Source organism: Nocardiopsis prasina DSM 43845 (assembly GCF_000341265.1).
Taxonomy (GTDB): Bacteria; Actinomycetota; Actinomycetes; order Streptosporangiales; family Streptosporangiaceae; genus Nocardiopsis; species Nocardiopsis prasina.
The window spans coordinates 45326-58296 of sequence record NZ_ANAE01000194.1 but is presented as its reverse complement, the minus strand read 5'-3'; the positions used below and the strand labels follow the sequence as shown (position 1 = coordinate 58296).

The 12971-nt window shown below is 71.3% G+C and carries 11 protein-coding genes and 1 tRNA gene; 6 read left to right on the top strand and 6 right to left on the bottom strand.

Annotated features, from left to right (window positions below; genetic code table 11):
- Window positions 1–38: 38 nt before the first annotated feature.
- Window positions 39–1106 carry an ArsA-related P-loop ATPase gene (locus D452_RS0123960; protein WP_017546674.1) on the top strand — a complete coding sequence of 356 codons (1068 nt, stop codon included), beginning with the start codon at window positions 39–41 and terminating at the stop codon, window positions 1104–1106.
- A complete protein-coding gene (locus tag D452_RS0123955) occupies window positions 1103–2335 on the top strand; it encodes an ArsA family ATPase (protein WP_017546673.1) in 1233 nt (410 codons plus the stop codon). Before D452_RS0123960 ends, D452_RS0123955 begins: the two co-directional genes overlap by 4 nt.
- Window positions 2336–2353: 18 nt before the next feature.
- On the opposite strand, the gene D452_RS0123950 is transcribed toward D452_RS0123955, so the two are convergent.
- Window positions 2354–2671: a WhiB family transcriptional regulator gene (locus D452_RS0123950; RefSeq protein ID WP_017546672.1), complete on the bottom strand. Its 318-nt coding sequence runs from the start codon at window positions 2669–2671 to the stop codon at window positions 2354–2356.
- Window positions 2672–3108: 437 nt separating this feature from the next.
- Between D452_RS0123950 and D452_RS0123945 the strand changes: the two genes are divergently transcribed.
- Window positions 3109–5499 carry a penicillin-binding protein gene (locus D452_RS0123945; RefSeq protein ID WP_026129632.1) on the top strand — a complete coding sequence of 797 codons (2391 nt, stop codon included), beginning with the start codon at window positions 3109–3111 and terminating at the stop codon, window positions 5497–5499.
- Window positions 5500–5564: 65 nt separating this feature from the next.
- Here D452_RS0123945 and D452_RS0123940 read toward each other — a convergent pair whose 3' ends face one another.
- Window positions 5565–6017 carry a GatB/YqeY domain-containing protein gene (locus D452_RS0123940; RefSeq protein ID WP_017546670.1) on the bottom strand — a complete coding sequence of 151 codons (453 nt, stop codon included), beginning with the start codon at window positions 6015–6017 and terminating at the stop codon, window positions 5565–5567.
- A 97-nt stretch (window positions 6018–6114) separates the two neighbouring features.
- On the opposite strand from D452_RS0123940, the gene D452_RS0123935 reads away from it, so the two are divergent.
- Window positions 6115–7035, top strand: coding sequence for a metallophosphoesterase (locus tag D452_RS0123935; RefSeq protein WP_017546669.1), 921 nt, complete (start codon window positions 6115–6117; stop codon window positions 7033–7035).
- 74 nt (window positions 7036–7109) lie between these two features.
- Window positions 7110–7183, top strand: a tRNA-Pro gene (locus D452_RS0123930).
- Window positions 7184–7256: 73 nt separating this feature from the next.
- On the opposite strand, the gene D452_RS0123925 is transcribed toward D452_RS0123930, so the two are convergent.
- On the bottom strand, window positions 7257–8486 hold the full coding sequence (locus D452_RS0123925; RefSeq protein ID WP_017546668.1) for an amidohydrolase: 1230 nt from the start codon (window positions 8484–8486) through the stop codon (window positions 7257–7259).
- A 167-nt stretch (window positions 8487–8653) separates the two neighbouring features.
- Between D452_RS0123925 and D452_RS0123920 the strand changes: the two genes are divergently transcribed.
- The gene (locus D452_RS0123920) at window positions 8654–10114 is read left to right on the top strand and encodes an amidase (protein ID WP_017546667.1); all 1461 of its coding nucleotides are present in this window, start codon (window positions 8654–8656) and stop codon (window positions 10112–10114) included.
- A gap of 35 nt (window positions 10115–10149) precedes the next feature.
- On the opposite strand, the gene D452_RS28880 is transcribed toward D452_RS0123920, so the two are convergent.
- The 3 genes from D452_RS28880 to D452_RS0123905 form a co-directional block, all read right to left on the bottom strand.
- Window positions 10150–10743, bottom strand: a complete 594-nt coding sequence (locus D452_RS28880; protein WP_017546666.1) for a hypothetical protein — start codon at window positions 10741–10743, stop codon at window positions 10150–10152.
- Between the two features lie 223 nt (window positions 10744–10966).
- Complete coding sequence (locus D452_RS30745) at window positions 10967–11587, bottom strand: hypothetical protein (RefSeq protein WP_017546665.1); 621 nt, start codon at window positions 11585–11587, stop codon at window positions 10967–10969.
- 470 nt (window positions 11588–12057) lie between these two features.
- On the bottom strand, window positions 12058–12582 hold the full coding sequence (locus tag D452_RS0123905; protein WP_026129630.1) for a lytic polysaccharide monooxygenase auxiliary activity family 9 protein: 525 nt from the start codon (window positions 12580–12582) through the stop codon (window positions 12058–12060).
- Window positions 12583–12971: the final 389 nt, after the last annotated feature.

The following is a 12971-nucleotide window of genomic DNA, read 5'->3' as shown; positions in this document are numbered from 1 at the left end:
CCGCGCCGGGTGGAGGGCACGCACATAGACTCCGTGGGGTGAGCGATCGTGAACAGGGACCGCGCGGTGACGACCCGGGGACGGCGTTCGCCGGTGCCCGGTTGCACATCGTGACGGGCAAGGGCGGTACCGGGAAGACGACGGCCGCCACGGCGTTGGCGCTCGCCCTGGCCTCCCGGGGCGGACGCGTGCTCCTGGTCGAGGTGGAGGGCCGCCAGGGGGTGGCCTCCCTGCTCGGGAGCCCCGCCCTGCCCTACGAGGAGCGCGAGATGATCACCGCGCCCGGCGGGGGTTGCGTCCACGTGCTGGCGGCGGACGCCGAGGCGGCGCTGCTGGAGTACCTGGAGCTGTTCTACGGGATGCGCCGGGCCGGTCAGGCGCTCACCAGGCTGGGCGCCGTCGACTTCGCCACCACCATTGCCCCGGGGCTGCGCGACGTCCTGCTCACCGGCAAGGCCACCGAGGCGGTCCGGCGGCGCACGGGCGATCGGGGACGGTCCTCCGACTCCCCCTCCAGCGCCCCCTTCCACTACGACGCCGTGGTCATGGACGCGCCGCCCACGGGGAGGATCGGGCGGTTCCTGAACGTCAACTCCGAGGTGGCGGGGCTGGCCCGGGTGGGGCCCGTTCGCGGCCACGCCGACCGGGTCATGGAGGTGATCCGGTCCGCCCGCACCCGCGTGCACTTCGTGACCCTGCTGGAGGAAATGCCCGCCCAGGAGACCCGGGACGGGATCGCGGAGCTGCGCGAGCTGGGACTGCCCCTGGGATCAGTCCTGGTGAACATGGTCGCACCGCCGCTGCTGGACGCCGCCGACCTCGCCGCCGCCGTCACGGGGGAGCTGGACTCGACCGCGCTCGCTTCGGGGCTCCGGGCCGCACCGCTGGACCCGGCTCTGCTGGAGGCGCCCGAGGAGCTGGCCGAGGACCTCGCGGGCGAGGTGCGCGCGCACGCGCTGCGCCAGCTGCTGGAGGAACGGGTCCGCGGCGAGTTGGAGGGATTGGGCCTGCCCATGGTGGAGCTGCCCCGGGTGGAGGGCGGGGTGGACCGCGCCGTGCTGGGCGACCTGGCCCGGAGCCTGACCGATCAGGGGGTGGAGCGGTGACCGAGGACCGGAGAGGGACGGGTCCGGGCGTCCGGGGACCACGTGAGGGCGCGCCGCTGGACGTGGACGCCCTGCTGGACGACACCCGCACGAGGATCGTCGTGTGCTGCGGGGCGGGCGGGGTCGGCAAGACCACCACCGCCGCCGCTCTGGGGCTGCGCGCCGCCGAACGAGGACGGCGCACCGTGGTGATCACGGTGGACCCGGCCCGGCGCCTGGCGCAGTCGATGGGGCTCGTGGAGCTGGACAACACCCCGCGCCCGGTACCGCTCCCCGAATCGGCCCGGGGCAGCCTGCACGCGATGATGCTCGACATGAAGCGGACCTTCGACGAGGTCGTCAGGGAGCACGCCGACCCCGAACGGGCCCGCCAGATCCTGGCCAACCCCTTCTACCAGACCCTCTCCACGAGCTTCTCCGGCACGCAGGAGTACATGGCGATGGAGAAGCTGGGGCAGCTGCGCCAGTCCGGCGACTGGGACCTGATCGTGGTGGACACCCCGCCCAGCCGGTCCGCGCTGGACTTCCTGGACGCGCCCAAGCGGCTCGGCCGGTTCCTGGACGGTCGGCTCATCCGCTTCCTGAGCCCCCCGGCCACCGGTGCGTTCCGGCTGCTGGGCGCCGGGTTCAACGTGGTGGGCTCGGTGGTGGGCAAGATCGTCGGGGCCCAGTTCCTGGCCGACCTGCGTTCCTTCGTCTCCGCGTTCGACACGGTGTTCGGCGGGTTCCAGGAACGCGCCGAGCGCACCTACCGGCTGCTCCAGACGCCGGGGACGGCCTTCGTGGTGGTGGCGACCCCGGACACGGACGCGATGCGCGAGGCCTCCTACTTCATGGACCGGTTGGCGGCGGAGTCCATGCCGCTGGCGGGCCTGGTGCTGAACCGGACGCATCCGCTGCCGTCCGGGCCGGGGGCGCGTCTGGGCGCGGACGAGGCGCTGGCGGCCGCCGGTTCCCTGAAGGAGTCGGACTCCCACCCGCTCGCGGCGGCGGCCCTGCGCCTTCACGCCGAGCGGGTCCGGGCACACGAGCGCGAGGAGCGGCTGCGAGCCCGGATGCTGTCGGCCCACCGGGGGGCGCGGGTGGTCGAGGTTCCGGCGCGGCCCGAGGACGTGCACGACCTCGCCGGTCTGCGCGGGATCGGCGTGGCGCTCGCCGGAGGCACCGAAGGAGCGTCCTTCACCGGAGGGGCCGCGAGCCCCGGGGAGACCGCGCCGGAGGACTCCTGAGGCCGTTCCGGGCCGGTGTCAGGCGGGCGTGTCCCGCAGGGTCCACGCGATCCGGGAGAGGTCGTCCGCACCCTCCCGGCGGGCCTCCTCCAGCAGGGGCGCCCAGTCGGTGATGTCGGGGTGCTTGCGTAGCAGGGAGCGGCGTTCGCGTTCGGTCATGCCGCCCCACACCCCGAACTCCACCCGGTGGTCGAGCGCGTCGGCGAGGCACTCGACACGCACGGGACAGCCGTGACAGAAGAGCTTGGCGCGGTTCTGCGCGGCGCCCTGGACGAAAAGGGCGTCGGGGTCGATCTGACGGCACAGGGCCTCTGTCGTCCACTGATGGGTCCACATGTGGCGCACTTCCCAGACGTGTGCTAGCGCTCGCGGTCAAAGGTGGTTGGTGTGCTCTGGTTGAGTGGAGGTGAACACGGTGGCCTCCCGCTACCGCGTGGGGCGCGACGTGCACGCATCGTCACGGCGCCCCGTATCTCGAAAGTACGGTTCGGATCGCCGCGCCAACAGAACCCACTCGACCCACTTTCCGTCTCACGGATATGGCCCGAGCGGGCCATTGCGCGACCGGCCGACCACCCTCCCCGACCGGGGCTGGGGTGCGTGTCGGCTGAACCACACCCGGGGCTGTCTGCGTTAACCGTGGAAGGATGGTCCGGGGATACGGCTCGTGCGTAGTCATGGGCGATTCGGCGTGAAAACGCACCGTCCGTTACCGATCGCACCGCTTCTGAGCGTTCGTGGTCACTTAGTCTGATGGGGTGGGTCAGGGGACATTGCTTCAAAGAATCAGCCAACTGGTCGTCGTCGGTGTGATCGCCGGCCTCCTCGTCGCCGCACTCGCCCTACCGGCGGTCGGCGGCATGGGGATCACCGCCCGCAACATCGCCAGCGGCTTCCTGGACATGCCCAGCCAACTCGAGACACCTCCACCTCCTCAGCGGTCGACCATCTACGACCGCGAGGGCGGTGTGATCGCGGAGATCTTCGACCAGAACCGTGAGCTCGTCGACATCGACGACGTGTCCCCGGTGATGGTCGACGCCATCCTCGCCATGGAGGACTCCCGCTTCTACGACCACGGTGGTCTGGACGTGTCCGGCACCCTGCGTGCCGCCCTCCGGACCATGGGAGGCAACACCGAGGGTGCCTCCTCCATCACCCAGCAGTACGTGAAGAACGTGCAGATCGAGGCCGCCACCTCACAGGAGGAGCTGGAGGAGGCCCGCGAGGAGACCATCGCCCGCAAGATCCGGGAGTTGCGTTACGCCGTCGCCCTGGAACAGAGGATGACCAAGGACGAGATCCTGGAGGGCTACCTCAACATCGCCTACTTCAGCGACGGCGCCTACGGCGTCGAGTCCGCCGCGCAGCACTTCTTCCAGGTGCCCGCGAGCGAGCTGGAGCTGCACCAGGCGGCGACCATCGCCGGTCTCGTCCGCTACCCCTACCTGTACAACCCGCGCTTCTTCCCCGAGCAGACCACCGAGCGGCGCAACGTCGTCCTGGACCGCATGGTCGCCACCGAGGCCATCACCGAGGAGGAGGCCGAGGAGGCCAAGGCCGAGGACATGGAGCTGGACCTGGACACCCCGCCCAACGGGTGCGTCCCCAGCGACCAGCCCTTCTTCTGCGACTACGTCGTGCAGGAGATCGAGCAGGACGAGCGGTTCGGTCCCAACGAGACCGAGCGGGCGCGCTGGTTGCGCACCGCCGGTCTGGAGATCCACACGACCCTGGACCCGCAGACGCAGGAGTCGGGCCAGAAGGCCGTGGACAAGTGGGTGCCGCGCGAGAACGACTCCCGCAAGGTGGCCGCGCAGGCGGTCGTCGAACCGGGCACCGGCCACATCCTCGGGATGATGCAGAGCCGCAACTACGGTCCCGACGAGAGCAAGCTCGGCGAGACCTCGATCAACTTCACCACCGACTCCGACCGGGGCGGCAGCAGCGGCTTCCAGGCCGGGTCGACGTTCAAGGCGATCACCCTCGCCGCCGCGCTGGAGGAGGGGTTGCCCTTCGGCACCTCCTTCAACTCACCGAGCTCCACCACGGTGAGCGGCCAGACCTCCTGCAACGGCGGTCGGCTGGAGTCGTGGTCGCTGAGCAACGCCGGTGACAGCAACGCGGGCAACCACAACATGGTGTCCGGCACCAAGGCCTCCTCCAACACCTACTTCGCGCAGCTCCAGGCCCGCGCGGGCCTGTGCAACACGATGAAGATGGCGGAGAAGCTGGGGCTGAAGCGCGCCGACGGCACCCTGTTCACGGAGAACGACAACTCGCTCGCCAACAGCAGCTTCACGCTGGGCAGCGAGGAGGTCTCCCCGCTGCGGGTGTCCAACGCCTACGCGACCTTCGCCTCCGGCGGCATGTACTGCGAGCCGCAGTCCATCACCAGGATCGAGGACCGCCAGGCGGGCGCCACGATCGACATCGAGCCGCAGTGCGAGCGCGTGATCGACGAGGACGTCGCCGACGGCACCAGCTACCTGCTGTCGCAGACCTTCAACGGGGGCACCGCCGCCAGCCTCGGTATCGGCCGTCCGGCGGCGGGCAAGACCGGAACCACCGACGGTTCCGCCGCCGCCTGGTTCGCCGGGTTCACCCCGCAGATGGCCAGCAGCGTGTTCGTCGGCGACCCGCGCGGTCCCCAGCAGTACCCGCTGCGCAACGTCAGGATCGGCGACCGGTACTTCGGGACCGTGTACGGGGCGACCATCCCCGGACCGATCTGGCAGGAGACCATGCGAGGCGCCCACGAGGGCCTGGACACCGAGAGTCTGGCGTCCGCGCCCGGCAAGTTCGGTTCCACCTCCGAGCCCCGCGCTCCCCGGGATGACGATGACGACGGGGACGAGGACGCCAGCCCGGCCAGCGACGACGGCGGCGTTCCCAACGTCGTCGGTCTGGGCGAGTCCGAGGCCGTCGCCGCCCTGGAGGCCGCCGGTTACTCGGTGAACGTGTCCGGAACGACGGTCCGCTCGTCCGAGAGCGAGGGTTCGGTGGCCGCGGTCAACCCGAACCCGGGCACCCGCCTCCCTGAGGGAGCGACGGTCAACGTGTTCCTGAGCAGCGGCGGCGGCCGTGCCAACTCGGAGGGGAGCCCGGACCGCGGCGGTTGGCACCCGGTGGTCCCGGCGGCCCAGCCCAGCCGGAGCGACTGACCCCGAGCAGCACGGAGGGGGCGGCGGTGACCTGGTCACCGCCGCCCCCTCGTCGTTCCGGGGCCCTAGGCCAGCTGGCGCTTGACCTCGGCGGCCACACGGGCGCCGTCGGCACGCCCGGCGATCTGGGCGTTGACGATCTTCATGACCTTGCCCATCTCCTTCATCCCGGAGGCGCTGGTCTCGGCGACCGCGGCCGTGACCAGCTGGGAGAGCTCGTCGTCGGTGAGGGGCTTGGGGAGGTAGTCCGACAGGACCTCGCTCTCGGCCCGCTCGTTGGCGGCGGCCTCGGGGCGGTCGCCCTTGTCGAAGGCCTCGGCGGCCTCGCGACGCTTCTTGGCCTCGCGGATGAGGAGCTTGGTGACCTCGTCGTCGCCGAGCGCCCGCTGCGAGGAGCCCGCGGACTCCTCGGTGGCGATGGTGGTGAGCACCATGCGCAGGGTGGCGGTGCGGACCTTGTCCTTCGCCTTCATGGCGGTGGTCAGGTCGGTCTTGAGACGGGCTTTGAGTTCGGACATGGCCCGATCCTACGGCCGCCCCGGCCACGCCCACCAACGGTTTGCGCGCGGGGCACCCCGGATCTGAGACGATCGGTACTCGACGAAGGAGGGCCGGATGGGCGCCGACAACAGACCACTCCTGCGCCGGATCGGGCGCGCGGCAGCGATCACCGGGGCGGTCGGTGTGGCCGGGCTGGGATACGCCTCGGTCATCGAACGCAACTGGTTCCGGCTGCGCCGCTACGAGCTGCCGCTGCTGCCCCCGGGCAGCCCCCGACTGCGTGTGCTGCACCTGTCCGACGCGCACCTGACGCCCGGGCGGAAGATGCTGATCGACTGGATCCGGGGACTGGAGGCCTACGAGCCCGACCTGGTGATCAACACCGGGGACTCGCTGGCCCACCCCGACGCGGTGGGGCCGTTCATCGACGCCCTGGGGCCGCTCCTGGACCGTCCGGGCGCCTTCGTGTACGGGTCCAACGACCTGTTCTCCCCGCAGTTGAAGAACCCGGCGCGCTACCTGTGGCGGACCAGCAAGACGGACTACCGCAAGCGCCGGGCGCCGGACCTGCCCTGGCGTGAGCTGGGCGCGTCGATGTCGGCCTCGGGCTGGTTGGACCTGAACAACCACAAGGGCTCGCTGAAGGCCAACGGGCTCGACGTGGCCCTGGCCGGGGTGCACGACTCGCACATCAAGCTGGACCGCTACGACGACGTCGCCGGTCCGGCCGACCCGCTGGCCGACATCAGGCTGGGTGTGCTGCACTCACCCGAGCCCTCGAACCTGGACCGCTTCGAGGCCGACGGGTACCAGCTGCTGCTCGCCGGACACACGCACGGCGGGCAGCTGTGCCTGCCGTTCTACGGGACGCTGGTCACCAACTGCGGTATCGACCGCAGGCGCGCGTGGGGCCTCAACGAGTACGGCGACGCGTGGCTGCACGTGTCCGGCGGCCTGGGCACGTCCCCGTACGCCCCGGTGCGGTTCTGCTGCCGCCCGGAGGCCTCGCTCCTGGACCTGGTCCCCCGCCCCTGACCAGCGGGTCCGCCTCCGCCCGAATCGAATTACCCAAGCACTCCCCGAGTCCGCTAGACTTGGGGACGTTGCTTCGGGGTGTAGCGCAGCTTGGCAGCGCGCTTCGTTCGGGACGAAGAGGTCGTGGGTTCAAATCCCGCCACCCCGACAGAGCACGAAGGCCGGTCCCACGGGACCGGCCTTCGTCGTGTCCGAGGTGGGTCCGCCGTCCGGAGCGCCCGTCAGCCTCGTGGATCGGTTCCGAGGTAGGCCAGGATTCCGGCGACGGCGGCCCGGGTTCCGGTGGTGAGCGTCGGTTCCATGACCGGGCCGAAGTGCGGGGAGTGGTTGACCGGGGCCTCCTCGCCCGGGGCCAGGTCGAACCCCCCGAACATCCAGAAGACCGAGGGCACCCCGATGGCCTCCGCCAGGTGGCCGAAGTCCTCGCTGCCCATCACCGGTTCGGAGACGGACACGTTCCCCTCCCCCAGTTCGGCCCTGAGCGCCGTCTCGACGCGTGCGGCCTGGGCCGGGTCGTTGTGGCAGCTCGGGAACGCGTAGACCTCCTCGACCAGCGGCTCCGGAGCTCCCGAGACCGCGGCCTCACCGGAGACGATCCGCCGCACGGCGGAGAGCACCTGCTCGCGGACCTCGGGTTCGAACGTGCGGATGTTCAGGGTGAACTCCGCGCGGTCCGGGATGATGTTCTCCTTCAGGCCCGCGTGGAAGGTCCCCGAGGTGACCACGGCCGGGGTGCGCGGGTCGAGTTCGCGGGAGACGATCGTCTGCAATCGGGCGATCATGTGTGCCCCGAGGACGATCGGGTCGATGGAGGACTGCGGCCGCGACCCGTGGGACTGCTTGCCGTACACCGTCACCCGCAGGGCGTCGGCCATGGCCATCGCGACCCCGTGGGAGATGTTGACGGTCCCGGCCCGGAGCGGCATGACGTGCTGGCCCAGGACGACCTCGGGGACGGGAGCGCGCTCCCACAGGCCGTCGTCGACCATCGCCCGCGCACCGGCCGCGACCTCCTCGCCGGGTTGGAAGACCAGCACGAGGGTCCCGGACCAGGCTTCCGGGTGGGACGCCAGCGCGCGGGCGGCGGTCAGCAGGGACGTGACGTGGGTGTCGTGCCCGCAGCCGTGCATGACCGGCACCGTGGTGCCGTCCTCCAGCGTTCCGGTGGCACTGCTGGCGTACTCGAGCCCGGTGTCCTCGGCGATGGGCAGCCCGTCCGTGTCGGCGCGGAAGGCCACCACCGGCCCCTCTCCGTTGCGGAGGACGCCGACCACGCCGGTGCCGCCGCAACGGAAGTTCCCGATTCCGAGGTCGTCCAGTTCGGCCGCGACGAAGTCCGCGGTGGCGTACTCCCGCATGGAGAGTTCGGGGTGGGCGTGCAGGTGCCGGTAGATCCGGTGTGCGCGCCCGGTGTCGAGTCCGGACAGGACGGTGTCGGTCGGGCTGGTCATGCGGAGGCCTTCCTTCGCGGTCGGGGGCGGGAGTGAGCCCCCGTGTGGTCGTTTCCCGAAAAACCAGGACGAATCCACAGAGGGGAGGTTCCGGAACGTGCGGCCCGCAACGGAGACTGGGGCGCCACTGAACCGGCGGAGACCGCAGAAGGAGCCAGCGCCCCACCATGAACGAGATCCAGCTGATGTCCGCGACCACCCTGGTGGCGGCGATCCGCCGCCGCGAGGTCTCCGCGCGGGAGGCACTCGACGCCCACCTGGAACGGATCGAGGAGGTGAATCCGGCAGTCAACGCCGTGGTCACCCTGGATCCGGAACGGGCCCGGGCCGCCGCCGCGGCCGCTGATCAGCGCACCGTGTCCGGCGCCGCGCTTCCTCCGTTGCACGGGTTGCCGATGACCCACAAGGACACCCACGCGGTGGCCGGGATGCGCAGCACCAGCGGCTCGCGGCTCCTCGCCGACCACGTGCCCCCCGAGGACGACGCCGTCATCTCCAGGTTGAGGGGCGCGGGCGTCGTCTCCACGGGCAAGAGCAACGTCCCGGAGTTCGGCGCCGGTTCGCACACCTTCAACGAGGTCTTCGGCACGACCACCAACCCCTACGCCCCGGAGCTGAGCGCGGGCGGCTCGTCCGGTGGCCTGGCCGCAGCCGTGGCAAGCGGGATCCAGCCCCTGGGCGAGGGGTCGGACATGGGTGGATCGCTGCGCATCCCCGCGTCGTTCTGCGGTGTGGTGGGGCTGCGGCCCTCCCACGGGGTGATCCCGGCGCCGTCGGCGAGCGACGACTGGGCGTGGCTGACCCGCACCGGCCCGATGGCCCGCGAGGTGTCCGACATCGCCCTGTTCATGTCCGCGGTCGCCGGGCCCTCGCCCCGGGTCCAACCCCCGGCACCGGTCACCGGAACCGACTTCGCCGGGCCGCTGCTCGGGGACCTGCGCGGGGTACGGGTCGCCTGGAGCCCGGACCTCGGGCTGGGCCTGCCCGTGGAACCGGAGGTGCTGGAGGTCCTGGAGGGACGGCTGCGCGTCTTCGAGGAGGCGGGGGCCATCGTCGAGGAGGCCGCTCCGGACCTCAGCGGGGCGGACGAGGTCTTCCGCACCACCCGAGCCCTCGACTTCGCCGCCGCTCTCGGGCCCGTGGTGCGCGATCTGCCGGAGATGATCAAGCCCGAGGTGGTCTGGAACGTCGAGGCCGGATGGGCGCTGAGCGCACGGGAGATCATCGACGCCACGGCCGCGCGGACCCGGCTGGCCGCCGCCGTCCGAGCCTTCCACACCCGCCACGACCTCCTGGTCAGCCCCGCCGCCCAGGTGCTGCCCTTCGACGCCCGGCTGCGCTACCCGACCGCGATCAACGGAGTGGAGTCCACGACCTACCTGGACTGGATGCGTTCGGCGTGCGCGCTCTCCGCTACCGGGCTGCCCGTCCTGGCGCTCCCGGCGGGGTTCACCACGTCCGGGCTCCCGGTGGGTTTCCAGCTCTCCGCGGACCACTACCGGGACGTGGAGCTGCTGCGCTACGCGAAGGCGTTCGAGGACCGCACGCGCTGCGTCGACCGCCGCCCGGAGATCGGGGCGGGCACGGGGCAGCGCGTGCGTCCGGTGACGACGGCAGCGGCCCGGTAGACGGCCGCGGGATAGACGGCCGCCGCGTGCCGGGGTCACCCCAGACGGCTCACGGCACCTTCGGCGATCGAGATGATCACCTCCTCGCCGACGGTGAAGTCGACCCGGCCGCTCCTGTCCTCCCCGGCCTCCAGGACCCTGATCTCGACCAGGTACTCCGCGTTCCGGACGAGCACCGTCGCGTTACTGCCCTGCCCGTCGGTGCCCGCGAGGTAGTGGGAGACGAAGGACTCGTCTCCCAGGTCGAGGTCACGCCCCTCCAGGATCTCGAAACCCCGTGGGGCGTCCACGCCGTCGACCAGCTTGCCCCGCTCCTCCGCGAATCTCCTGGCCGTGTCGGACGGGTCGCGGGTCCTCTCCCCCTCCTCGTTCTCGGGGACGCTGTAGGTGACCCGGAGCGACCCCGGGGACCCGTTCGCGAACTCCGTGCTCCACCAACACGCCGTGCCCGCCTCAGAGTACGAGGCGGAGGCCAGGACGGCGTTGAGGGAACGCAGGTCCGAACTGCCGGGCGCCGAGCACGGGTCCAGGTCCAGACCTTCGAGCGACGGACCGGCGTGGTGGGAGCCCGAGGAGGAGGTCACCGCCCACACGCCGCCGACGACCAGGCCGTAGATCGCGAGTGTCACCGCCGCGGTGATCGCGATGACGCGCCCGGTGCCGCGCCGTCCGGGTGGCGACCCCGAAGCTGGGGTCCGGGCGGCGGGGGGTGACCCTTCGGGTTCCTGCGCTCGGGGAGCCTGGCCTGGGGTTCCGGACCCGTCGTGCTGTGGGGGGAACTGCTGTGGGGGGCCGTTGTACACGGCTGACCTCCTGTTTCTGTGCGACGCCCGCGCGCCTGGGGGAAGGGGATCAACCGAAGGCGTCGGCTGCCACGTCGGCGAGAAGCTCCTCGGCCTCGTTCAGATCGATGTCGTCGACGGTGGAGCCCAGGTTGAGGGTGACCTCGCTGACAAGGCGTCCCTCCCGGACGACCAGTGCCACCACCTGCTCGTGAGAGTCGCCGGAACCGGTGGGGAAGTCGGCGAGGACCAACGTGCTCTCGTCGCCGAACCTCAGCGGTCGGTCCCGCGACTGCGCGGCCTCGCTCCGCGCGCGTTCGGAGGCCCCTTCGACGGTCGACTCGTAGAGCTCCCGAGCATCAGTGGGCAACTCCTCCGCCTGCGGGTCACGTTCACGGAGCAGGGCGGCGTCCGCCGCGGAGAACGGCACGGAACGACGGAAGTGGAGGGAGATCCTCTCCTCCCCCGCCAGAGTGACTCTCCAGTCGCAGCCGCTGGAGTAGGAACTCGCTCCCCCGTATCTGGCCTCACCGTCCATCGACGCGAGGGTTCGGTCGCTGAGGACCGCGCAGGGGTCGTCAGTCGGCAGCCCGCTCGCGGGACTGATCCGCGCGGAGGAGGCGGTGGTGGCGGTGACCACCCACGTGAGGGCGCCCGCCACGGCGAGCGTGACGGCGGCGGTGAGTGCCACCGTGAGTGCGGTTCGGGGCCGACGTCGGGACGCCGGGGGCTGGTCAGGAACACCCGGGAAGCCCGGGTGGCCGGGAGGTCCGGGCGGGGGCGGGTTCGACGGAGCTCCGGGGTGGCCGGGCGGGCCCTGGGGGTAAGGCGGCCGGGGCGGCGGCTGACCCGGTGGGCCCTGCTGCCCGAACGGGGGCTGCCCCTGGTGGCCGGAGTGGCCTGGCGGGGTCGGCTGGAGGGGGTGTCCCATGCGAGGGTCCATCCACGAGTACGTGTGTCCTGACCCGTCGCATGTTCCCATAACCGCCCCGACGAATCCGGGCACGAGCACCACCCGGGTGGAAAACGGCCACCTCCGGCCAACCGGAACCCGGTCCCGTGAACGGGGACGCCCCGGGCCGGCGCTGGGCCGGACCGGGGCGGAACGCCGTGACGCCCGGGGCGGGGCGTCACGGCGTACGGAGGTGATCCTCCACGTGCCTACGCGGCGCCGACGTTGAGGTCGACGCAGACGTAGAAGGCCATCGGGGTGTCGGCCACGTTCCAGCGGGCCAGCACCGTCTGCTCACCGCTGTAGCCGGAGAGGTCGATGGTGTGGGAGAAGTTCGCCGGCGGCTGCGCACCGCCGTCGTCGATGCTCTCGATCTGCTGACCGTCGATGAAGTATTCCCACGTGCTGGTCGAGTGCCGCGCGGTGATCGTCCAGTCGAAGGTGACGGAGTTGCCGACCGGGGTGACGTCCCAGCCGTAGTTGTCGTCGTCCAGCTCGGAGAAGGCGGCGTTGCCTCCGGAACAGCTCATCAGACCCTTGGGGCCCTCGACGCTCTGCGGCTCCCACTGGATCGGCCCACAGGAGACCGTTCCGGCGGCGCACTGCGCCTGGCGGCTGGGCGGGTTGTTGATGTAGCCGTGGGCGCTGGCGGTGCCCGCGGGCATCAACGTGAAGGCCAGGGCGGTGGCGGCACCGACGGCCGCGGTCGAGCGGATCTTGCTGCTGATGCTCATGAGGGAGCCCTTCTGCTGGGTCACGACCCTGGGGGCCGTAGCGGGGTGACCCGGACCGTCTCCGGACCAGGGCGGGTGGAACGCACTCACGGCCGGTTATTTCCGTGAGCCCGGACGGGGGTTGCCCGGGGACGTTCCCGTGGGTTTCGGGAGCCGCCGTCCACCCAGTACCGAGGACGGTAAAGAGGTTGTCACCCCTCGTCAAGATCCCTGTTACCAGAGGGTGCGGATGGACACCCGTACCAGTGGAAGGGCCCAGAGACGGAGGCGCGGGCACTGGTACTGGTGGTCGTGCCGCAGGTACGGCAGCCCGAACAGGGCCGATGATCATCGCCGCGCGGGACCGGTCTGCCGCTCACGGACTGGACCAAGTGGTCGACCCGAACGCC